The sequence below is a fragment of the Rhizobium sp. KNZ14-9A genome, from assembly GCF_056755015.1.
On the sequence record NZ_JBPGXB010000002.1, the window covers coordinates 122368 to 144545 of the forward strand.

Genomic DNA, 22178 nt, shown 5'->3' on the forward strand with positions numbered 1-22178 from the left:
CCTGTTTCCTGGGCTTACTTGGCAGCCGTATTCGGATCGTGGATCTTCGGGTAAGTCGCGAACTCGACATTGTAGAGCTCGCCATTCTTCTCCTTGACCTCGCGCATGTAGATATCCTGCACGATGTCGCGGGTATCAGGATCGATGGCGATAGGCCCGCGGGGGCTGACGAATTCCATGCCCTTCATGGCTTCGACAAGCTTGGTGCCGTCAGTATCGCCGCCGGTCTTTTCGAGGGCGGCATAGGCGACATGCATGGCGTCATAACCGCCGACCGACATGAAGTTCGGGCGCATGTTCTTGTTGGCCTTGCGAACTTCGGCAACGAAGGCCTTGTTTTCCGGGCTGTCGTGGTCGGTCGAATAGAAGTGGCCGGTGATGACGCCCTTGGCGGCCGGCCCCATGCCGTTCAGGAGGTCGTCATCGGTGACGTCGCCGGTGGCGATCAGCTTGATACCGGCATCCGCTAGACCGCGATCGACGAACTGCTTCATGAAAATCGCGCCGACACCCGAGGGCACGAAGACGAAGAGGGCATCCGGCTTGGCATCGCGCACACGCTGAAGGAAGGGCGCAAAATCCGGGTTCTGCAGGGGAACGCGGAGTGCTTCAACAACCGTGCCCCCTTCTTTCTTGAACTGGTCGGTAAAGCCTTTTTCGATGTCGATGCCCGGACCGTAATCGGTCACCAGCGTGACGACCCGCTTCAGATTGTTCTGGACGGCCCAGGTGGCGACCGGGACGGCGGATTGCGGACCGCCCATCGAGGTGCGCACGAAATAGGGCGACTGCTTCATGATGGCCGAGGTTGTGGCCGAGGTGATGATAGCCGGAACCTTCGCCTGGTTGAGAACCGGGGCGACGCCCATGGCAAGCGGCGTCAGGCCGAAGCCGACGAGCATCTTGACGCCATCATTGACGACGAGTTCCTGGGCGATGCGGCGGGTCTGGTCGGCAGTGCCGGCATCGTCACGCAGGACGAGCTCGACCTTCTTGCCTGCAACCGTATCGCCGTTGATTGCCATGTATGCGCGAGCGCCGGCCTCGACCTGGCGTCCGGTTGAGGCGAAAGGGCCGGTCATCGGCAGGATCACGCCGATCTTGACCGTTTCCTGTGCAAATGCAGGCGCTCCGGCAAGTGTGGCGAGCGCAGCGCCAGCTACGAATAGTCTTCTTGAAAACGAAACCATGTATACTCCTCCCAATGTTGTGCACCATATCTCTCTCCCGGAGACATGCCCGCGACCTGAGCGTTTTCCCTCGCTCCTCCGAAAAAAACGCCGCCATCGCGAAAATTGCTCAGCAAGTCTAATGTATACATAAAACTTGACATGGCACAAGCCGCGGCCATCTGTAGAACCAGTCGATTGCGCCCGCCGGAACGGCAATGAAAGGCGGGATAAGCCGGTGTTTGCGCCTTATAATTTTGCGTTTTGCCAAAGCAAATTTTTGATCGTCGCAACTCTGTCATATAGCTATGGCGAGAACGTGCTTTATCGAGCGAATTGAACAGGGAGCGTGCCATGATCGAAAACACTGAGCTCGACCGTATCAAGAACGAGATTGCAGACAGCTTCGATGAAGAGCTGGAAATGCAGATGGAGGAGGACCGGCTCGACGAGCTGGTCGCCGAGGGCATGTCCGGCCCGGCCGAACAGACGCTCGAACGCAAGCTCTATTTCCGAGAGCTTTTCCGCCTGCAGCATGAACTTGTCCGCCTTCAGGACTGGGTCCACTACAAGAAGCTCAAGGTCGTCGTGCTCTTCGAAGGCCGCGATTCCGCCGGCAAAGGCGGCGCGATCAAGCGCGTGACCCAGCGCCTCAACCCGCGCGTCTGCCGCGTCGTGGCACTTCCGGCGCCGACCGAGCGCGAGCGGAACCAGTGGTATTTTCAGCGCTATACTCCGCATCTGCCGTCGGCAGGCGAAATGGTGCTCTTCGACCGCAGCTGGTACAACCGCGCGGGCGTCGAGCGTGTCATGGGCTTCTGCAGCAAGGACGAGCTGGAAGAGTTCTTCCGCTCGGTGCCTGAGTTCGAGCGCATGCTGGTGCGCTCCGGCATCATCCTCATCAAGTACTGGTTCTCGATCACCGACGAGGAGCAGGAATTCCGCTTCAACATGCGTATCCACGATCCGCTGAAGCAGTGGAAGCTTTCGCCGATGGATCTGCAGAGCCGTGTCCACTGGGAAGAATACACCAAGGCCAAGGAAGAGATGCTGGATCGCACGCATATCGACGAAGCACCGTGGTGGGTCGTCCAGGCCGTGGACAAGAAGCGGGCGCGCCTGAACTGCATCGCGCATCTGCTGAGCCAGATTCCTTACGAGGATGTGCCGAAGGAAGAGATCGTACTTCCCGAGCGCGTGCGTCACGAAGACTATCAGCGTATCCCGGTTCCGCCGGAACTCTACGTTCCCGAAGTTTACTGATTTCTTGGAGCCGCTGCCGGTTCTGCCGGCAGCGGTTTCTCAATGCGCCGATTGCTGCTTGGCGCGGGCGACGATCTGCGTCGGATTGACGAATTGCAGCGCGATGATGAGCCAGAAAAGCGTCGTCACCATATAGATCACCGCCATCGCATCGATCGACTGGCTGGCACGCACGCCGGATGCAAAGACCGCGTAATAGAGCGAGACGACCAGCGTCTGCGTCTGCGGTCCGGCGATCAGGAAGGTCAGCTCGAACATGGCAAGAGTGCGCACCAGAACGAGCAGCAGTGCTGCCAGCATCCCGGGCAGCAACAATGGCAGCAGGATACGGATAAAGAGGCTCGTGGTGCCGGCGCCGAAGACGCGGGCTGCCGCCTCGATGCGCGGATCGATCTGCTCGATGAAGGGGATCATGACGAGCACGACGAAGGGGAAGGAGGGCACCAGGTTGATCAGCACCACGCCCCAGAACGTGCCGCCGAGACCGAGCTGATAAAGCACGGTCGCCAGCGGGATACCATAGGTCAGCGGCGGGATCAGCAACGGCAGCAGGAAAAGCAGGATGATGGCGCGTTTGCCCGGAAAGTCGCGACGCGCCAGCGCATAGGCCGTCATGACGCCGAGAATGCCCGAAATGATCACAACGACGAAGGCCATCTCGAAGGTGACGATGACGACGCTGGAAAGTTGGAACTCATTCCAGGCGCTGAAATACCAGCGATCCGTCCAGCCGCGCGGCAGCCATGTGCCGAGCCAGCGCGTGGCGAAGGAGTTGACGATCACGGCCGCGATGACCGCAAGCAGGTTGAGGACGAAGAGGGTTGCGAGCGCCCAGACGGCGATGCGCCAGATCTTCGAGGTAAGGCCCTGGTCACGGATCATGGCTCAGCCTTTCGTGCCGCCGGCAGGGCCGCGGTAGAAGAATGAACGCGCGCCGAGAATGGCGACGACAACGATGAGTTCGACGCCGCCCATGATGAGGGCGATCGCCGTGCCGTAGGAATGGTCATATTGTTCGAAAGCGGCCTGGTAGGCGGCGATCGAGATGACGCGGGTCGGGCCCGCCGGCGCGCCCAGCAGGACAGCTGACGGGAAGACGGCGAAAGCTTGCACGAAGGACAGGCAGAAGGTCACGGCGAGACCGGGCACAAGCAGTGGCAGGAAAACGCGTATGAAGCGCCGGCGCGCATTGGCGCCGAGCGTGGCGGCGGCCTGCTCGATCGCCGGATCGATGCCGGTGATGTAGGACAGCGTCAGTAGGAAGGCGAAGGGAAAGCCTGTTATCAGCAGCGAGGCAAAGACGCCCCAATAATTGTTGGTAAGCTTGACTGGCGAATCCAGGATGCCGAACAGGATGAGCGTTTCGTTGAACCAGCCGCGCGGGCCGAGAAAGGTCAGCAGACCATCAGCGACGAAGACGGTACCGAGCGTGATCGGCAGCACGAGGATCGTCGTCAGCAGACGCTGGCGGCGCATCAGCCGGACGCGGAAGGCAACGGGGACTGCGAAGGCCAGGTTGACGATGGTGACCGGCAAGGCGAGCCACATGGTGTTGGCGATCGTGCCGTACTGGAACTGGTCGGAGAAGAACTTCGCGTAATTTTCGTACCAGAGCCCGCCATCCTTCGGCATCAGCGAATCCGCGACGCCGTAGATGAAGGGGTAGATGAAGAGCGCGATCATGAAGAGCAGGCCCGGCAGCACGAGCAGCGTCGTGCCGTCGAGGCCTTGTGCGGCAAGTCTGGTTTTCAATGAGGGGCCGCCGTTCATGCAGGTGAGCCTTTGAAGACCAGAGAACGGCCTGCGACCGGCTGCAGGGTGGTGGCAGAGCCACGCGGCAAGGCATCGTCGGAGCGGAAATAGAGCTCCGATCCGTCGGCCGAGCGGGCCATGCCGAAGAAGGCGCGGCCGCGATATTCGGTGCTCGCGACGATGACGGGAATGCCGTCGGTGGTGGCAACGAGATCTTCCGGGCGCACTGAGAGGACAGCGGTATCGCCGACTTTCAACGTGTCGCGCATGGTGCCGGTCAGCCGGGCGCCGGCGGCTTCGATTTCCGCCTCAGTGCCGGATACGGAGACGACGCGACCGGGAATGCGGGTGCGGAAGCCCATGAAATCGGCAACATTGAGATTGACCGGTCGCTGGTAGAGATCCTGCGGCGTGCCGATCTGCTGGATATGGCCCTGGCTCATGACGACGATACGATCGGCAAGCGAAAGTGCCTCATCCTGGTCGTGTGTGACATAGATGGTGGTCGAGCCGATCTGGTCATGGATGCCGCGAATTTCGGCGCGCATTTCCAAACGCAGCTTGGCGTCGAGGTTGGAGAGTGGCTCATCCATCAGGACGATCGGCGGGCGAATGACGATAGCGCGGGCGATGGCGACGCGCTGCTGCTGGCCGCCGGAGAGCTGGCCGGGCAGCTTATCGGCCTGGCTTTCGAGGCGCACCAGCGCCAGTGCATCGATGACGCGCTTGTCGGCCTCGGCGCCGCGAATACCTTGCATGGCAAGGCCGAAGCCGACATTCTTGCGCACGCTCATATGTGGGAAGAGGGCATAGCTCTGGAAGACCATGCCGAAGCCGCGCTTTTCCGGCTCCAATTGGTCGATGCGGTTGCCGCCGAGGCGAATTTCGCCGCCGGTAAGGCCAAGCAGGCCGGCAATGCAGTTCAGCGCCGTGGATTTGCCGCAGCCGGAGGGGCCGAGAAGTGCGATGAATTCGCCGGGTTCAATTGTGAGATCAATGCCATCGAGGGCGTTATAGGCGCCGAAGGATCGCTTGATGCCATCAAGCTCAAGGCGCGCATTCTTCCGCGAAGACAGCGTTGCTGCGTTTTGAACCGGCAAAGTCAATGCAATCTCCATTTATCGGCAATCTTGGCCGATAGAGCATCACCGCTCTTGAAGCACGGCGACGCTCTATCCTTTGTTTTCAAGCAATTCCGGCGCCGTGAAGCCAGCGCCGGATTATTATGACCAGCAGGGATCAGCCCTTCTTGGCGCCGATCTTTTCGTCCCAGATGCGGAAGGCCTGGACAAGCTGCTTGGGCTCCAGCGGCACTTCCAGCGGGCTGCTGGCGATCCAGTCGGCATATTCCGGCCGGCCGAATTCCTTGATGGTTTCCTGGCTTTCTGCCGGCGCCATCTCGAGCGTGACATCCTTCACCGCCGGGCCAGGATAGAAGTAGCCGGCGTCATAGGCGATCGCCTGCTGCTGCGGCTGATAGATGAAGTTCAGAACGTCGAGCAGAACGCCGATCTTTTCGTCGGAAACGCCCTTTGGGATCGCCGCATAGTGGGCGTCAGTGACCCAGTGGAAGCCTTCGAGCTTACCAACCTTGGCTTCCTCGGGAACGATGCCGAGCGCGCGCGGGTTGATGTCCCAACCGGTGGTCGTAGCGACGATGTCGCGCGTGCCTTCGCCGAGTTCCTTGAAGACCACGGCGGTGCCGGTCGGGTAGTATTCGATGTTTTCGCCGAGAGCGGCCAGATATTCCCAGGTCTTGGCCCAGCCGTTGACCGGGTCTCGCGGATTGCTGTCGCCGAGCAGGTAGGGCAGGCCCATCAGCAGCGTGCGGCCGGGGCCGGAGTTTGCCGGGCGGGCATAGAGAAACTTGTTCTTGTTCTGCTTCGTCCAGTCGAGCAGCTCCTGCGCAGTCTTCGGCGGGGTCGCCACCTTGTCCGGCATGTATTCGATCAGCGGGCCGGACGGATAATAGGTGATGACGACGCCCTGATCCTTGGCGAGCGCCTGCATCTTGAAGGCCTGTGGCTGCAGGATGCTTTCAAGATTGGGCAGTGCCGACTTGTGGCTGGACAGGTCGACCCAGAGACCCTGGTCGACGCCGGCCGAAAGCGCGTCCGTGCCGGTCAGGACGAGATCGATATCGACCTTGCCGGCAGCCTGCTGGGCTTGGATCTTGGCCGGCAGTTCCGGAGCAGGGGCCTTGGTGAAGGAAAAGCTGGAAACGAATTCCGGCTTGGCCTTGGCGTAGTTTTGGAACATGCCCTGCGTCAGCGCCAGATTGCCGGCGACATCGACGATGGTGATGGTAACAGGGCTTGCCGGTGCCTTTGCCTGGGCGAAAGCGCGCAGCGGCAACATTCCGGCCGCGGCGACGCCGGCAGCTCCGCCGACGAAGGTTCTGCGTGTGATCTTCATTCTGTCCTCCTCCTTTGCGGCGGTGCCGGCCTTTGCCCCGAGCGCCGCTCGTTTGCATCGCAATGCACGTCTCATGCCTCGATGCGCCGGTTTTCCGGCGGCATCAAATGCTCGCAGCTTGAAGCTTTTCCTCCAGGTGCAATGACATGCCGCTGTTCTCCTCTGCGGCATGTCTTGGCAACAGAATTCAATTGATATACTAGTATGCACGAAAGTGTCAACGTCCCGAGACCATGCATGCGGCAGGCTTCCGACCCTGAAATCCTCTCCTTCTCGGCGCCACGCGATGCCGTTGGAAAGATCCGTCGCGTGACGACGGCTGCCGCGATCCATGAGCGGCTGCATGCCGACATCGTCTCTCTGAGGATCCCACCGGGCACGGCGCTGCAGGAAAAGCGCATTGCCGAGGATTTTGGTGTGAGCCGAACGCCGGTGCGCGAGGCGCTGCTGAGGCTCTCCGAGGGTGGGCTCGTCGATATCTATCCGCAGTCCGGCACGGTGGTTTCGCGCGTGCCGGTTTCGGCCATTCCAGAAGCGGTCGTGGTGCGCAAGGCGCTCGAGGGAACGACGGTGGAAACGGCGGCAAACATCGCGACGGAGATCGATATCGCGCGGCTGGATGCGATCATCGCCCGACAGAAAACGCATGCAGCACTCGGCAACGCCTCCAGCTTCCATGAAGAGGATGAGGCGTTTCACGAGGCAATCGCGCAGATCGCTGGGTATCCCGGTATCTGGACCATTTTGAAGACCGTGAAGGTGCAGATCGACCGGGCGCGGCGTCTGACGCTGCCGGTGCTCGGGCGCATGGACAATGTCGTGCACGAGCATATTGTCATCCGCGACGCCATTGCTGCGCATGATATCGCGGCGGCGCGCGAGTCGATGATTCATCACTTAAGCGCCGTTATACCAGACGTGGCGGAGCTGCGCTCGCAGTTCCCCGACTATTTCTGCTGACGGCGGAACGACAAAACACAGGATACCAAGGAGAGAAAGACGAGATGCGGCAAGGTTGGAGATGGTTCGGGCCGGAGGCACCGGTCACGCTGGACGAGGTGCGCCAGACGGGTGCGACGAACATCGTTTCGTCGCTACATCAGGTGCCGATCGGCCGTGCCTGGACCAAGGCAGAAGTGCGCGAGCGCCAGTCGCTGATCGAAACGACGCCGGCGGGCCGCTCGCAACTGACCTGGAGCGTCGTCGAAAGCATCCCGATCCCCGATGCCGTCAAGCGTAAGGGCGGGCAGGCCAAGGCCGAGATCGAAGCCTGGATCGCCAGTCTCGAGGCGGTTTCTGCCTGCGGTATTCCGATCGTCTGCTACAACTTCATGCCCGTTGTCGACTGGACGCGTACCGATCTCGACTACGTGACGCCGACCGGCGCTACCGCCATGCGCTTCGATCATCAGCGCTTTGCCGCCTTCGAGTTATTCGTGCTGGAACGTCCGGGCGCTGCCGACGAATATTCCGACGAAGACAGGGCACGGGCCAAGGCCGTCTATGAGAGCATGACAGACGCGGAGATTGCCGAAATTACCCGCATCATCACCTCGGCTCTGCCCGGTTCGACGACCGAGCCACTGACCATTCCGGCTTTCCGCGAAAAGCTTATTGCCTATCAAGGCATCGATGCGAAGAAGCTTCGCCAGCACCTCGTTGAATTCCTCGAGGCCGTTGTGCCGGCTGCAGAAGCGCGCGGGGTGAAGCTGACGCTGCATCCCGACGATCCGCCGCGCTCGCTCTTCGGCCTGCCGCGCATCGCTTCGACGGCTGAGGATTATGCGGCGCTTTTCGATGCGGTGCCGGCTGCGGCCAACGGCATGTGCTACTGCACCGGCAGCCTCGGTGTGCGCGCCGACAACGATCTGCCGGCAATCGCCCGGCGCTTCGCCTCGCGCATCTATTTCGCGCATCTTCGCGCCACGACCCGCGAAGGCGACGGCCGCACCTTCCATGAAAGCGCGCATCTCGAAGGTGACGTGAACATGGTTGCCGTGCTGAAGGAGCTGGTCGCGGAGGATCACCGCCGCAGCGTTGACCAGTCGATCGTCTTCCGCTCGGATCACGGCCACCGGATGCTCGACGACCTGCAGAAGAATGTCACGCCCGGCTATCCGGCAATCGGCCGTCTTCGCGGCCTTGCCGAGCTGCGCGGCATTCTGCACGCGCTCGACGCGCCGCCGACCTGACTTTTTTGTTTTTACGCAATTCCGAACGCAAAACCGCTGCACACTTTTGCTGGAATTGCTGTAGCTCCGGCTTGCCGCCGAGAGCTGCCGCAGCGCTTCGACGGCCCGTTCGGCATCGACGACAGGCACGAAAATGTGGTCGTGGTAGTAGGCCGCGACCACATTGGCGCTGATGCCGACTTCCGTCAACGCGCGGGAGAAGGTGGCGGTCAGGCCGACGGCTTCAAGCGAAGAATGTACTTTTAGCGTGATGTGCCGCAGGGGCGCGCTTGCCTGCAGGCCGGCTTTGTTTGCCGTATCCTGGGGCAGAATGAGCGTCAGGCCTTCCGTTTCGCGAAAGAGGGCGAGCGGGCGAAGATGGAGATAGTCTTCCGACTGCGAGGCCGGCACGGCGCAATAGACGAATTCGCCTGCCACCAATTCCGGCTCCATCGTCGCGAGAAGAACTGAGAGGTCGGTAATGCCTGTCATGTCGTGTTTCCCTGACGTCCCGTCCTATGAATAGATGTTTTCCAGCACCGAAAGGCCGGTGATATGGTTGGAGCGGATGAGCGCGGCCGCGAGCGTCGGATCGCGATCCTCGTACGCGCGGCACAACCGTTCGTGATCCTCATAGGATTTCTGCAGGCGGCCGGGCTGGGATAGGCCGATACGGCGCAAGCGAAGGGTTCTCAGAAGCAAGGAATCGATGATCTTCTTGACCGTGCGATTGCCGGCGAGTTCGGTATTGCGTTCGTGAAAGTCGACATTTGCCCAGAAATAGACGTTCACATCGCCGGCCTTGCTCGCGTTTTCCATGACCTGCATGATCGGCTGGAGGGTGCGGATATCGTCAAGCGACGCGTCCCGCGCAATGTCGCCGGCAATCAGTTCCAGCAGATTGGCGCGGACGCGGTAGATATCGCGGATCTCCTTGATCGAGAGGCTAGCGACACGTGGGCGACGGCGCGGCGGGATTTCGACGAGTCCTTCCCTTTCCAGAAGCATCAGGGCTTCGCGGATCGGCGTCCGGCTGGTCTTGTAGCGCCGTGCAAGTTCGACGGAGTTCAGGTCATCGCCCGGTTTGCGAATGTCTTCGATGATCTCGGCTGCCACTTCGCGGGCGATGGTGGAAACCAGCGACGGCCGGTCGTGTTGTTCAGTGACGAGACGGGCGGCAACCGCCTCGGCGCGCTGGCGCGAGTCGATATGCGGCAGATTGCCGGAGGCGTGGGCCGTATCGGCTGACGTGTATTCGGCGGACAAGAGAACTCCTGAGAAATGTCCCTCCCGCTGGTAACTTAGCATGTTCTGTCGACAACAGGAACAATAGTGCTGATATTTGTCCTGCATGCGTAGGTTGAGGCGCTTCGCGCGTGAATTGACGGGGAGTTGTCGCATTATTTGACGATGATCTCAGCCGAAATTTCGCAGATATCTCGTCAGCGGCCACGCGGATAGGTTTGGATGGCCTGAAACCAGAAGAGTTTTAGAGCTTGCAGACCTTCAGATGAGACGGAAACGATAGGCCCTCGCCACGGCCTGCATGCGGTTGACGGCATCGAGCTTGCGCATCGCCGCCTTCAGATAACCGTTCACCGTATGGGAGGAGATATGCAGGATGATGGCGATCTCCTCGCTACTCTTGCCGGAGGCTGACCAGCGCAGGCATTCGATCTCGCGAACGGTCAGGCGCTCGTAATCGGCAAGCGGCGGCTCGGTCGCAAGGCTGTAGCTGTCCAGCGCCTTCAGTACGGCAAAGACCATGCGCGCGCATTCCTGCTCGTCGAGCGGGCTGCGCAGGCCGGAGAACATGATGACATAGTGCCTTAGAATGGCGTCATGCAGCGTGAAGCTGACGGTGTTGTGAAGGCCGAGATCCTCGAAACGACGGGAGAGTTCTTCCGAGCTGCTTACGCTGGCAGGCTGGGCGAAGATGCCGATGCCGGAATAGATCGGCATGATGGTCTTCTTCAAACCATCGATCAGCTGGCTGCGCCAAAAGAGATCTGAAGCGTCGTAGCGGTCGATCAGTTCCTGTGGCCAGTTGCTGGCGATGATGTTGGCGCGAAAGCCGAGCTTGTCGGCTTGCGGAAAGCTGGCGGCGAGGAAGAAACGAAAGCCATGCACCTGCATGACTTCCTGCAGGGCAGTAGAGAAACTTGTCGTGGGATCGGCCTGTACAGTGGCGCTGGTTGCATCCCCCTGCCAGGGGGATTTTGCCGTATTCTTGAGGGTCATGGATCATCTGCCGGCAAATGCACTGACCGGCCGGGAGGAAACCGGTCAGCGCCAGAAGGGGGAGGATCAGAAATGCGTCCGGCTGATTTCGTCCGGGCGGCGATGCGTGGCAATGCGGACCGGCTGATATTCGTAGATCGGATTTTCCGGTTCCAGGCGCAGCAGCGCGCAGTGGAACTTGTAATTCGCACCGGTTACGATGTTGGAGAAGATCACATCCATCAGAATGTTCTTCCCGACGCTGATAAATATCGGGCGCTTGAGCTTTATCATGGCGTTCACCTCGTTTTTCTATCCATTTTACTGGAAGATACGAGATTAACTATAGTCTTTATTGTTTCCATCTTAAATTATACATAGGTGTATAATTCGAACTGATCTGATGGCGGAAGCAACACCCGGGAACCCGACGCAGTGGGGCCTTACGGCTTCAAAGCTATTTCCAGATAGTTGATGAGGGAATCGAATTCGACCGGCTTGCCCAGAAAGGCCAGCGCACCGCCTTCCATGGCGGCCGTACGAGTTCTCTCGTCGCGATAGGATGTCATGAAGATCATCGGCGGCTTTTCAGGTTCGCCGTTGAGGATTTGCTGCAGTTCGATGCCGCTCAGTCCGGGCATCTTGACGTCGACCAGCATGCAGTCAATCGTCGCCCTGTCGTCAAAGGCCAGGAACTCTTCCGCCGAAGCGAAAAGCTTGCTCTGGTAGCCGCAGGACTGGATCAGATCGTCAAGCGCCTCCCGGATAGCCTGGTCGTCATCGACGACAGCGATTGTGGATGTATGTGACACGAGATTGGTAGCCTTGCTTATTCTTACATTACGTTAGGCTATATTATGAGGATCGGGGCCGTGTCGCGGTACCATACAAGGGTCTAGGTTCCACTATCTGCCTTCCAGCATTTCGGCCTTGCGCACCAGATCCGCCACCGAGCGGACCTGCATTTTGCGCATGACATTGCCACGATGCAGCTTCACGGTGATTTCGCTGATGCCGAGGTCATAGGCGATCTGCTTGTTCATCAGCCCCTTGACGACGGCCGCCATCACCTCCCGCTCGCGGGGCGTCAGTGTATCGACCAGCGAGGCGACGGCATCGCTTGCCGCCATTTCCCGCCGGCGGGCCATATCCTTTTCGATCGCGATGCCGACGGCATCGAGAATATCCTGGTCTCGGAAGGGCTTGGTGAGGAAGTCGACAGCGCCGGCCTTCATGGCGCGCACGCTCATCGGAATATCGCCGAAGCCGGTCATGAAGACGATCGGCATCCTGCTGCCGATCCGTTCGAGATGAAGTTGGAAATCCAGCCCGCTTAGACCTGGCAGGCGCACATCGAGGAGAATGCAGCCCGGCCGTCGCAGGTCGGCGGTATCGAGAAAGGCAGTCGTGGTCGCGAAGGAGACCGCATCCATCTGGATCGACCGGAAAAGATCGACAAGCGACTCGCGGATGGATTCGTCATCATCGACGACATAGACTATCGGTGATGCGGATTGCGAGGCTGCCTTCGATGCGGCGCTAGTGTCGGTCATGGTCGTCCTCAATCGGTATGATCATTTCGAAGATGGCGCCCCCTTCAGGATGATTGCCGGCGATCAGCTGGCCGCCTCTGGCCTCCAGCGTGCTGCGGCAGATGGAGAGCCCCATGCCCATTCCGGAGGGCTTGGTCGTGAAGAAGGGGGTGAAGAGCTTCGCCATGGCCTCCTCGCTGATACCGGGGCCGAAATCCCTGACGGAGAGGCTGACGAATATATCATCCTTCCTGGCGAGCGAGATCAGAATCTTACGCTGGTCGATTGCCGTTTCGCGCATGGCCTGCACGGCATTGGTGACGAGGTTGATGAGCACCTGCTGCAGCTCGATACGGATCGCCTTCACTGTGATCGGCTGTTCGGGTGGGTTCACATCGAAGTCGACCATGTCGCGCTGGAAGTCGTGCTCCATCAGGGCGCGTGTTTCCTCGATCAACGTTTCGAGGTCGACCTGCTCGGGCGTGCGATCGCCCTGTGTCAGCATGGAGCGGGTATTGTGGATGATTTCGCTCGCCCGCTGGCTGTCGCGAATGATGCGCTCGGCCGAACGGCGAACGGCCGCGAGATCCGGCGGCTCGCGGTTCAGCCATCTGAGGAGCGTCTGGGCGTTGACGACGATAGCGCCGAGCGGCTGGTTGAGCTCGTGGGCGAGCGAGGCGGAAAGTGTGCCGACAGTCGCGGCGCGCGAGGCGCGGGCAAGCTCATCCTGAGCCTCGCGAATGGCCTTCTGCATCATTTCCCGCTGGGTGATATCCACCATGCCGACGACCACGCGATTGAAGGCGGCGGGATCTTCCGGAAAGCTCATGCTCATGATGACAAGCCTGGTCTCGCCATTCTCCGCAATCAGATTGCCCTTGCCCTCGAAATGCCGTTCGCCGCAGAAGATGGCATTCATCAGGTCCAGGAAGGTATCGTCATCAGGGGCGATGTAGTGGCGCATCGTGTGCGAGGGCAGGCCGCCGGCCACATGGCCGAGCAGTTCCATTGCTGCGTCGTTGGAGGCGATGGTGCGGATGAGGCCTGTGCAGGTGGCGATGACACTGGGGTTTGTTCGGTAATAGTCTTTGAGGTCACTCACACCTTCCGCTTTCAAAGACATCAGGAAGGCTCGCACTGCGGAATAATCGCGTTCCCAGAGTGCGATTCGGCTGTGCTCGAAGATGTAGCGATAGCGGGTTTCGCTGTCGCGAAGATGCAAGTTGGCTTCGATGAGGCCGGCACGCGCGGTTTCGTTCCTGAGGATAAGGGCGCAGGTGATGGTGATGGCGGCGAGAGAAACCGCCAACCGCAACTGAGCTGGGACATTTTCCCCGAGGCCGTGCGAAAAGAAATAGGCGAAAAGGGTAAGGGCGGCGCAGACAACTGTGAGGAGCGTGGTGCCTATCCTCGTCAGTATTTCGGCCGATAGCAGCAGCACGATAACATAGAGGACGGCGATAGCGCTTTCGATCTCAGTGAAGGCATCGACGTAGAACACGGTGGCGCCGAGCACCAGTGCGATCAGGCCGAGCGTGATCTCATGCGAGAGCGTTCCTCGCCGGTTGATGAGTTTCGATACAATGAATGATCCCATACCCCCTCGCTGTTGGTTCCGGTCTTCTACCCATACCGGCTAGTGCGCGTTTACCTTAATGGCGTGTTTATCGGCGCAAAACTATACCAAAGTGTTGGAAGCATGGGCCGAATTGTCTCTACGCTTGAAAAGGAAAGACCGCCCCGGGCGGCGGGACGGTCTCTGGCGGATGGGAGGATCCGCAGGGCTTCGGCGGAGGGGGGCGCCTGCCCTAGAGGTGGCAAGGGGCGGTGCCACCAGCTTGGAACCGTGAATGGTCAGGTCGGTTCCGAGCTACGAGTACAAGTTAAATCCAAGCGTCCTGAGACATAACTATACTTAGGTTTTGGTCCGGCCATACGAAGCGGCAGGTCGGTTTCCCTGGTGAATGGCTTTGAAATTTGTTCCGACGACTTCCGCTATCGCAATAATGACGCTGCAGATGGCAAGCAGAACGGTAAAAATTCCTCGGACACGATCACGACTTTACGGCGTGCCAAGGAGTTGCAGCAGGCTTGTCATATTGCCAGAGGGATAATCCTGAGACACAGTTCAGCCGGAACACTCCATCTGAACGGGGGCACCGATGAAGGTAGCAGGAATGGTTCGGGCAGTTGTGGGAATTGTAGCCCTTGTCGTTCTTGGTGTTCTCCTGTGGTTTGCGACGCGACCACCGCCGCTGGTGGTGCAGGGCGAGGTTTCCGCCAATCGCGTCGATATCAGCCCGCGCGTCGCTGGCCGTATTCTCAAACTCAACGCCGATGTCGGTGACAATGTCGAGAAGGGCACCGTTATTGCCGAACTGGAAAGCCCGCAATTGACGGCGGCGCTGCATTTGGCTGAAGCGGCAGTCGGCGTTTCAGAGGCCGACCTCACTCGTGTCAACAGCACGCGTCCCGAAACTATCGATGCGGCCAATGCCGAGCTTGCCGCAGCAAGCGCCGATGTCACGCTTTATCAGGAAGAGTCCGCCCGTCAGGCGCGGTTGATCACGACAGGCGCTTCGACGCAGGCGCAGGTCGATCAGACTGCCCGTAACCTGGAGGCCGCGATCCGCAAGCAGGAATCCGCAGCCGCCAATGCACGGCTTGCGACGGCCGGTTCCAGCAAGGAAGAAAAGGCGCTTGCGGCCGCTCAGGTGGAGCAGGCACGTGCGTCGCTCAACCAGCAGCAAGTGGACGTTTCAGAACTGGTCATCCATGCGCCGATCTCCGGTCAGGTGACGACGCGCGTCGCCGAGCTCGGCGAAAATTTCAGCGCCGGTTCGCCGCTGTTTTCGATTATCGACCTGCAGAATCCCTGGTTCACGTTCAATCTTCGCGAGGACCTGCTGAAGGGACTCAAGGTCGGCGACGGTTTTGACGTCACGGTTCCGGCGCTTGCCGGCAGTCCAATCCCGGTCAAGGTGACGATGATCAACGCGCAGGGCCAATATGCGACCTGGCGCGCGACACGCGCGACCGGCGATTTCGACCTGCGCACCTTCGAGGTACGCGCCGTTCCGGTCAATCCCGTCGAGGGGCTTCGGCCAGGCATGAGCGTCATCGCCTCCTGGCCGCCGGCGGGGCGTTGAGATGAAGCCGCCCGGCGGGCTTCGTCCCGGCTTCCTCCTGGTGTTCCGGCGGGAGTTCGACTGGTTCTATCGCCGGCCGTTTCTGCTTTTCCTGACGACGCTCTTGCCGCTGCTCTTGATGGGTGTACTTGCCATCGTCTTCAGCGCGGGACTGGCGACACGGCTGCCGATCGCCGTGCTCGATCTCGACGGCAGCGATCTTTCGCGAACGATTATTCGCGCAGTCGATGCGACGCCGGATACCGCTGTCGCAGTCAATGTCAGCGACCTCACGGAAGGCCGTGCGCTGATCCTGTCCGGCAAGGTTCACGGACTACTGATGCTGCCACGCAATCTGGAGCGCGATGTTTTCGCCGGCCGGCGTCCCGAGGTGGTGTTCTTTTACAATACGCAGACGCTGACAACAGGTAATCTTACGCTCAGGGGCGTCAGTGCTGCCGTGCCGACTGTGGCCGCCGGCATCCGCCTGTCGCTGCGCACGGCGCAGGGGCAGCCGGTCGATATTGCGCAGGCCGATCTTTCGCCGATCCCCGTGCAGGTCAATCCGCTTTTCAATCCGACGCTCAACTATGCGCATTTTCTGCTCGCAGCGCTGATGCCCGCCTTGCTGCAGGTGGTGATCGTTACCACCATGGCTTACACGGTTGGCATGGATGCCGAAACAACGCACCGTCTCGTCATTCTGCGGCGGCTTGGCGGCGGTCTGTGGCCGGCAATGGCTGGCAAGATGCTACCCTACACACTGATCTTCCTTGTGGTTCTCGGTCTTTCGGACGCCATTCTTTTCGGCGTGCTCGACATGCCGCTCAGGGGCGAGCGTTGCATCCTCGTCGTGGCCGGATTGCTCTTCATTCTCGCGAACCAGTTCATCGGTGTGCTGTTGGCGCTTTTCCTGCGGCCGGTCGCAAGCGCCATCAGCATCGGCACGCTGATGTTCGCGCCATCGTTCGGTTATATGGGCATCGGCTTTCCGCGGTTGGCGATGAACGACTTCTCCTACTGGTGGGGCGAGCTCATTCCCGGCACCTGGTATCTGACGGCTAGGATCGATCAGACGATCCGAGGCACGCCGGTCGATCTGTCGCTGAAGCCTTTGATGGTGCTCGGCATATTCGTGCTGGTGCTGGCGATCGTGACGGCGCTGCGGCTGGAAGTGTTCCGCATTCGCCGGCAGCGACAGGCGGCGCAGCGGCTGAGGGAGGTCACGCCATGAGGGCCTTGCTGGCGATCTTCCGCATCGAGCTGATCCGCATCCTGACTCTGCGCCCGGCACTCGCGGTACTGGTCTTCGGGCCACTAATCTATGCCCTCTATTACCCACAGCCTTATGCAAACGAGGCGCTGCGCGACGTGCCGATCGCCGTCGTCGATCTCGACGATACGACGAGCAGCCGTGAGCTGGTGCGCCGTATCGATGCGTCGAGTGATGTTGCCGTGGCCGCGATGCTGCCAGATCAGGTCAGTGCCGAGCGGGCGGTTCAAGGACGCCAGCTCTACGGCATTCTGGTCATCCCGCAATATTTCGAACGTGATCTGCTGCATGGGCGGCAATCGCCGGTCGCGCTTTATGGGGACGCCAGCTATTTCCTGATCTATCAGCGCATTTCCGGCGCCGTCGTTGCCGTCGCGAGGACCATGGGCGCGGAAATCGAGACGGCGCGGCTGATTGCGGCCAATATCGACCCGGTATTGGCGGCAGCTGCCCCCGATCCCATGCCGTTGACGACGGTCGCACTGTTCAATCCGCAGGGCGGCTATGCGACCTATATCCTGCCCGCAGCCTTTGTTCTGATCCTGCAGCAAACGCTGCTGATCGGCGTCGGTCTACTTGGGACGATCGACAATGATGCGGCGGCGCGGGATACTGCTGCCTCGGCCGCCGGCCCCTTTGCCCGCGTCGGCGGCAGGCTGCTTGCCTATCTCGTTATCGAGGCGATTGTATTGCCATTCTATCTGATCGTGCTGCCTTACCTTTACGGCATTCCGCGATTGGGTGGTTTGCTGACGATATTTGCTTTCTGCCTGCCGTTTGTTCTGGCAGTTGCCACGCTCGGGATGGTGATTGCCAGCCTGTTCCGCAAGCCGCTCGCTGTTCAGCTCGTCTGCGCCACGCTCGGGTTGCCTTTCATGTTCCTTGCCGGTTTTTCGTGGCCGAGCGAAGCCATACCCGAGCCGCTGCGGGCGCTGACCGTTCTGCTGCCAAGCACCAGCGCCATCAACGGCATCGTCGAGGTGTCGCAGCTCGGCGCTCCGCTTCAGGCGGTCAGGGAACCGTTCCTTACGCTGTGGATACTTGCCGCGGTTTACGGGCTCGTCGCGGTGCTGCTGGACATCAGGTCCGCAAGGGAAAAGCCTGCGGCACAGGCCCCTGCGGGCGGTTGATGGCGCCATCTCATTTTGAGATAGCCGCATCGAATAAACCTATTTGTCACAATAGTGTCGCCACGGCATAGTCTTAGGAGGGAGAAACACTTTTAGGACATTGCTGTGGAATATGTGCGCTTTGGCCAGACCGGCCTGAAGGTTTCGTCGCTTTGCCTTGGTACCATGGGTATCGGGACATCCAAGTGGAAGGGTTGGGTGTTGGACGAAGAAAAATCGGTGCCAATCCTGAAGAAGGCGCTCGATGTCGGTATCAATTTCTTCGACATGGCGGACTGGTATTCGACCGGCGTCAACGAGCAGGTCGTGGCCCGCACACTGCTGTCGCTGACGGAACGCGAAAAGCTGGTGCTCGCCACCAAGGCCTTCTATCCGATGAGCGACGATCCGAACGACAAGGGCCTGTCGCGCAAGCATCTGATGGCCTCCATCGACAAGTCGCTGAAGCAGATGGGCACCGACTATGTCGACCTTTACGTCATCCACGCCTTCGATCCGGAAACACCAATCGAGGAAACGATGAACGCTCTGCATGACATCGTGAAGTCGGGCAAGGCACGCTACATCGGCGCTTCCACCATGTATTCCTGGCAGTTCGCCAAGATGAACCATGTCGCCAACAAGAATGGCTGGACGCGGTTCGTCAACATGCAGTGCCAGTATTCGCTGCTCTACCGGGAGGAAGAGCGCGAGATGATGCCTTACTGTCAGGATGAGGGCATTGCGGTCACGACCTTTTCGCCGCTCGCCCGCGGTTATCTCGCCGGCGGCGGCTCGGCGCCGCGCATCGCCCATGACCTCTATCTCGACTGGTTCGGCGATGAGATCGACCAGGAGATCGCCAAGCGCGTCAACGAGATCGCTGCCAAGCGCGACAAGACGGCCAGCCAGATCGCCCAAGCCTGGGTCATCGGTTCCGGCAACAGCACGGTTCCAATCGTCGGCACGGAGAGCCCCGAGCATGTCACTGCTGCCATCGAAGCGGCTGCGATCGAGCTGACGGGCGAAGAGCGTGCCTTCCTGGAAGAGCCCTACCGCCCGCGCGACATGATCAATGACTATAACCCGGTCCGTCGCCCCCGCGCCCTTTCGAAGGCATAATGGGTTCGACTCGCATCGCTACTGGAGATTTCAATGCTTTATATCGGTGAAGGCTTCGAGGGTTCCGGCCCGAACGCTGCCCATATCAACCTCTACATCGGCCCGAAGAACGGCCCGATTTCCGGCGCGCTCGCCGGTGCGGCAGCGAGTCCGGGTCCCGGCCACCTGCCGTTCCAGGCAGTACTGAAGCCAAACCTGCCGGCAAAGCCGGTGACGCTTTTCATCGCCAAGGCGGTGATGGAATCCGGTTCGTCGCATGAGCTGATGACCTGGGGTCCGGCGCAGGCCGGTGTCGCCGCCGGTATTACTGCAGCGCTGCTCGATGGTTCGCTGCCGGCGGAAGCTGAAGATGACTGGGTCGCGATTGCCGCCGTCTGGGTCAATCCGTCGGCCAACGACGCCGAAGAAGTGTATCATAACAACAAGGCTGCAACCCATCTTGCTGCCAAGCGCGCATTGCTGAAGGGCTGGCCGTCGCGTGCCGAGCTTGCCGAAGGCGTGGCAACGGTCGGCAATCCTTTCTTCACGCCGAAGGTCGCCTGATATGAAGCTTGTCGAAGACAATGCGCTGATCGGTGGAGGCTGGGGAAGTGCTGCTGACAGCAAGCGCTTTGCCGTGCTCAATCCCGCCGATGGCAGCGAGCTTGCGACCGTGCCGGATTGCGGTGCGGCGGAGGCGCAGCAGGCGATCGACGCCGCAGCGAAGGCCTTCAAGACCTGGCACAAGACGCTCGCTTCGGAGCGTTCTGCCGTGCTGCGACGCTGGGCGGATCTGATGCTTGCCAATCAGGAAGACCTCGCCCGATTGTTGACGGCTGAGCAGGGCAAGCCGCTCGCTGAAGCGCGTGGCGAGGTCGCCTATGCGGCCGGTTTCCTCACCTGGTTTGCCGAGGAAGGCCGCCGCTCGCATGGTGGCGTCGTGCCGTCGCACAAGGTCGATGCGCGCATCGTCGTGATGAAGGAGCCTGTCGGTGTCGTCGCGGCTGTAACGCCATGGAACTTCCCTCTGGCGATGATTACCCGCAAGGTCGGTCCCGCACTTGCTGCCGGCTGCACCATCATCATCAAGCCGGCGGAAGATACGCCGCTTTCGGCTCTGGCGCTTGCCCGTCTCGGCGAACAGGCAGGCGTTCCCGCTGGTGTGGTCAGCGTGGTGACGACGAAGTCGCCGGTCGATGTCGTCGGCGTCTGGATGAAGAGCCCCGTCGTGCGCAAGTTCTCGTTCACGGGATCGACGGCGACCGGCAAGCTGCTCATGCGCCAGAGCGCCGATACGGTGAAGCGCATCAGCCTTGAGCTCGGCGGGAATGCGCCGCTGATCGTCTTCGACGATGCCGATATCGATCAGGCGGTGCGCGGCACGATCGCCTCCAAGTTCCGCAATACTGGACAGACCTGCGTCTGCGCCAACCGTATCCTCGTCGAGGACGGTATTTATGACCGCTATGCCGAGGCGCTTGCCAAGGCCGTCGCGGCGATGAAGGTTGCGCCCGGCGTCGAGGATGGCGTGGCTCAGGGGCCGCTCATCAATGCGCCGGCGCTGACGAAGGTCGAGCGGCATGTGACCGACGCCGTCGAGAAGGGTGCCAAGGTGCTGACCGGCGGCCGGCGGCATGAGCGCGGCGGCCTGTTCTATGCGCCGACGGTGCTGACCGGCATGACGAGGGATATGGCACTTGCGACCGAAGAGACCTTCGGCCCGGTCGCCGGTCTTTTCCGCTTCAAGGGTGAGGAAGAGGCGATCGCGCTCGCCAATGATACGGAAACTGGCCTCTCGGCCTATTTCTTCACCCAGAATCTCGGCCGCGCCTGGCGTGTCGCCGAAGCGCTGGAAGCAGGCATGGTCGGCATCAACGAGGGCGTGATCTCGACGGAAGTCGCGCCATTCGGAGGCGTCAAGCAGTCCGGCCTTGGCCGTGAAGGTGCTGCCGAAGGGCTCGATGAATATCTGGAGAGCAAATACGTCCTGTTCGGTGGGCTTGCGGGATAATGACGGAGGATCGCTCTCCCCAGACGAAGAAGGAGCCGGCGGTCGATCGCCGCCGGTTGCCGCTGAACGCGCTCCGGGCCTTTGAGGCCGTTGCGCATCACGGCAGCTTCACGGCGGCGGCCGCCGCACTCAACATTTCGCAGAGCGCACTTTCGCGGCATGTCATCGGTCTGGAAGAGAGCATCGGGCGCAAGCTTTTCGAACGCGGTCACAAGGCCACGACGCTGACGGATGACGGGCGCTCGCTCGTTGCCGGTATCGGCAAGGGTTTCGACCGCATCGAGCAGGCGCTGAAGGAAGTCTGCGCGCCGGAAGAACAGCGTCAGCGCAAGCTGCGTATCAACCTGCCACCGAGCTTTGCGATGAAGCTCACCGTGCCGCTGCTGACCGATTTCCGGCGCAGCTTCCCGGAAGTGCTGCTGGAGGTTTCGACGCCCTACGGGGTGCCGGACAGCGAATTCGACGTGGCGGTCGTCTATACGCGGCCGGCCGTCGATGAATGGGTCACCGACCTGCTCTGGGAGGAGCGGCCTACGATCCTGTGCCATCCTGATCTGGTGCGGGCCGATCTGATGCAGGGAGGAGTTTCGGAGCTTGCGGCCTTCATTGGAGCAAACGAGATCATCCACATCAAGATCGTCGACATGGAGCCCTATCTGACCTGGCAGCGCTTCCTTGTTCAGAACGGTCTCGGCGGGGTTTCTGTAGCGCGTGGCGTGACATTCGACAGCGCCAGCCTCGGGGTTCAGTACGCATTGTCGGGGCAGGGCCTAGTGCTGGCGGACCCGGCGCTATTTCGGGAGGAAATAGAAAGCGGCCGCTTGGTTGCGCCGGTTACCGCACACTATTACGAAGGCTTCGGCTATTACCTGAAGACCGATGCGGAAGGGCTGGTGGATCCTCTGATTGCAGGGTTTCGATCCTGGATCATCAGCCGCTTCAGTAATCGTATGATGAACGACGGTGAAAAGCCCGCCCTGCGCATCGTGTCTGGCACAGAGGGTGTCTGATAGCGACCATACTGCCATTCAAGG

Annotated in this window: 22 protein-coding genes and 1 pseudogene; 10 read left to right on the top strand and 13 right to left on the bottom strand. The window is 60.6% G+C overall.

All coding sequences use genetic code 11. The features are described from left to right. Nucleotides 1–14: 14 nt before the first annotated feature. Both ACR9ZQ_RS06670 and ACR9ZQ_RS06675 read right to left on the bottom strand, forming a co-directional pair. A complete protein-coding gene (locus tag ACR9ZQ_RS06670; RefSeq protein WP_481427363.1) occupies nucleotides 15–1190 on the bottom strand; it encodes an ABC transporter substrate-binding protein in 1176 nt (391 codons plus the stop codon). After that, nucleotides 1160–1525 carry a hypothetical protein gene (locus ACR9ZQ_RS06675; protein WP_481427364.1) on the bottom strand — a complete coding sequence of 122 codons (366 nt, stop codon included), beginning with the start codon at nucleotides 1523–1525 and terminating at the stop codon, nucleotides 1160–1162. The genes ACR9ZQ_RS06670 and ACR9ZQ_RS06675 overlap by 31 nt, the downstream gene beginning before the upstream one ends. On the opposite strand from ACR9ZQ_RS06675, the gene ppk2 reads away from it, so the two are divergent. After that, complete coding sequence (gene ppk2, locus ACR9ZQ_RS06680; RefSeq protein ID WP_113319511.1) at nucleotides 1524–2432, top strand: polyphosphate kinase 2; 909 nt, start codon at nucleotides 1524–1526, stop codon at nucleotides 2430–2432. The two genes, ACR9ZQ_RS06675 and ppk2, sit on opposite strands and share 2 nt — an antisense overlap. Before the next feature lie 39 nt (nucleotides 2433–2471). On the opposite strand, the gene ACR9ZQ_RS06685 is transcribed toward ppk2, so the two are convergent. The 4 genes from ACR9ZQ_RS06685 to ACR9ZQ_RS06700 all read right to left on the bottom strand — a co-directional run bounded on the left by ACR9ZQ_RS06685 (nucleotide 2472) and on the right by ACR9ZQ_RS06700 (nucleotide 6599). Next, complete coding sequence (locus ACR9ZQ_RS06685) at nucleotides 2472–3314, bottom strand: ABC transporter permease (protein ID WP_310386017.1); 843 nt, start codon at nucleotides 3312–3314, stop codon at nucleotides 2472–2474. A 3-nt stretch (nucleotides 3315–3317) separates the two neighbouring features. Beyond that, a complete protein-coding gene (locus ACR9ZQ_RS06690) occupies nucleotides 3318–4202 on the bottom strand; it encodes an ABC transporter permease (RefSeq protein ID WP_481427365.1) in 885 nt (294 codons plus the stop codon). Then, nucleotides 4199–5302, bottom strand: a complete 1104-nt coding sequence (locus tag ACR9ZQ_RS06695; RefSeq protein WP_481427366.1) for an ABC transporter ATP-binding protein — start codon at nucleotides 5300–5302, stop codon at nucleotides 4199–4201. Before ACR9ZQ_RS06695 ends, ACR9ZQ_RS06690 begins: the two co-directional genes overlap by 4 nt. 121 nt (nucleotides 5303–5423) lie before the next feature. Continuing rightward, nucleotides 5424–6599 (bottom strand): extracellular solute-binding protein, encoded by a 1176-nt coding sequence (locus ACR9ZQ_RS06700; RefSeq protein WP_310386012.1) that lies wholly within the window; start codon nucleotides 6597–6599, stop codon nucleotides 5424–5426. Nucleotides 6600–6836: 237 nt separating this feature from the next. Between ACR9ZQ_RS06700 and ACR9ZQ_RS06705 the strand changes: the two genes are divergently transcribed. Further along, complete coding sequence (locus tag ACR9ZQ_RS06705; protein WP_481427367.1) at nucleotides 6837–7559, top strand: GntR family transcriptional regulator; 723 nt, start codon at nucleotides 6837–6839, stop codon at nucleotides 7557–7559. A gap of 44 nt (nucleotides 7560–7603) precedes the next feature. After that, nucleotides 7604–8791, top strand: a complete 1188-nt coding sequence (gene uxuA, locus ACR9ZQ_RS06710) for a mannonate dehydratase (RefSeq protein WP_481427368.1) — start codon at nucleotides 7604–7606, stop codon at nucleotides 8789–8791. Nucleotides 8792–8869: 78 nt separating this feature from the next. On the opposite strand, the pseudogene ACR9ZQ_RS06715 reads toward uxuA, so the two are convergent. The 7 genes and pseudogenes from ACR9ZQ_RS06715 to ACR9ZQ_RS06745 form a co-directional block, all read right to left on the bottom strand. Next, nucleotides 8870–9262, bottom strand: a pseudogene (locus ACR9ZQ_RS06715) (ACT domain-containing protein); the annotation flags it as partial. Between the two features lie 24 nt (nucleotides 9263–9286). Further along, a complete protein-coding gene (locus ACR9ZQ_RS06720; RefSeq protein ID WP_481427369.1) occupies nucleotides 9287–10036 on the bottom strand; it encodes a GntR family transcriptional regulator in 750 nt (249 codons plus the stop codon). Nucleotides 10037–10276: 240 nt separating this feature from the next. Beyond that, complete coding sequence (locus ACR9ZQ_RS06725; protein WP_481427370.1) at nucleotides 10277–11011, bottom strand: helix-turn-helix transcriptional regulator; 735 nt, start codon at nucleotides 11009–11011, stop codon at nucleotides 10277–10279. A gap of 66 nt (nucleotides 11012–11077) precedes the next feature. Then, nucleotides 11078–11284 carry a hypothetical protein gene (locus ACR9ZQ_RS06730; RefSeq protein ID WP_310386000.1) on the bottom strand — a complete coding sequence of 69 codons (207 nt, stop codon included), beginning with the start codon at nucleotides 11282–11284 and terminating at the stop codon, nucleotides 11078–11080. A gap of 149 nt (nucleotides 11285–11433) precedes the next feature. Continuing rightward, complete coding sequence (locus tag ACR9ZQ_RS06735) at nucleotides 11434–11802, bottom strand: response regulator transcription factor (RefSeq protein WP_113319520.1); 369 nt, start codon at nucleotides 11800–11802, stop codon at nucleotides 11434–11436. Between the two features lie 93 nt (nucleotides 11803–11895). Then, on the bottom strand, nucleotides 11896–12543 hold the full coding sequence (locus tag ACR9ZQ_RS06740) for a response regulator transcription factor (protein ID WP_113319521.1): 648 nt from the start codon (nucleotides 12541–12543) through the stop codon (nucleotides 11896–11898). Beyond that, entirely contained in the window at nucleotides 12530–14119 is a 1590-nt protein-coding gene (locus ACR9ZQ_RS06745; protein ID WP_310385995.1) for a sensor histidine kinase, read from the bottom strand. The genes ACR9ZQ_RS06740 and ACR9ZQ_RS06745 overlap by 14 nt, the downstream gene beginning before the upstream one ends. Nucleotides 14120–14684: 565 nt before the next feature. Between ACR9ZQ_RS06745 and ACR9ZQ_RS06750 the strand changes: the two genes are divergently transcribed. From ACR9ZQ_RS06750 to ACR9ZQ_RS06780, 7 genes are all read left to right on the top strand, one after another. Beyond that, nucleotides 14685–15671 (top strand): HlyD family secretion protein, encoded by a 987-nt coding sequence (locus ACR9ZQ_RS06750; protein ID WP_310385993.1) that lies wholly within the window; start codon nucleotides 14685–14687, stop codon nucleotides 15669–15671. Between the two features lies 1 nt (nucleotide 15672). After that, nucleotides 15673–16884, top strand: a complete 1212-nt coding sequence (locus ACR9ZQ_RS06755; RefSeq protein ID WP_481427371.1) for an ABC transporter permease — start codon at nucleotides 15673–15675, stop codon at nucleotides 16882–16884. Next, nucleotides 16881–18053: an ABC transporter permease gene (locus tag ACR9ZQ_RS06760; RefSeq protein WP_310385987.1), complete on the top strand. Its 1173-nt coding sequence runs from the start codon at nucleotides 16881–16883 to the stop codon at nucleotides 18051–18053. Before ACR9ZQ_RS06755 ends, ACR9ZQ_RS06760 begins: the two co-directional genes overlap by 4 nt. Nucleotides 18054–18158: 105 nt before the next feature. Then, on the top strand, nucleotides 18159–19154 hold the full coding sequence (locus ACR9ZQ_RS06765; protein ID WP_310385985.1) for an aldo/keto reductase: 996 nt from the start codon (nucleotides 18159–18161) through the stop codon (nucleotides 19152–19154). A 33-nt stretch (nucleotides 19155–19187) separates the two neighbouring features. After that, nucleotides 19188–19697, top strand: coding sequence for a formaldehyde-activating enzyme (fae, locus tag ACR9ZQ_RS06770; RefSeq protein ID WP_113319527.1), 510 nt, complete (start codon nucleotides 19188–19190; stop codon nucleotides 19695–19697). Nucleotide 19698: 1 nt separating this feature from the next. Then, nucleotides 19699–21144, top strand: a complete 1446-nt coding sequence (locus ACR9ZQ_RS06775) for an NAD-dependent succinate-semialdehyde dehydrogenase (RefSeq protein ID WP_310385982.1) — start codon at nucleotides 19699–19701, stop codon at nucleotides 21142–21144. Further along, entirely contained in the window at nucleotides 21144–22154 is a 1011-nt protein-coding gene (locus ACR9ZQ_RS06780) for a LysR family transcriptional regulator (RefSeq protein ID WP_481427372.1), read from the top strand. Before ACR9ZQ_RS06775 ends, ACR9ZQ_RS06780 begins: the two co-directional genes overlap by 1 nt. The last annotated feature ends 24 nt before the right edge of the window (nucleotides 22155–22178 follow it).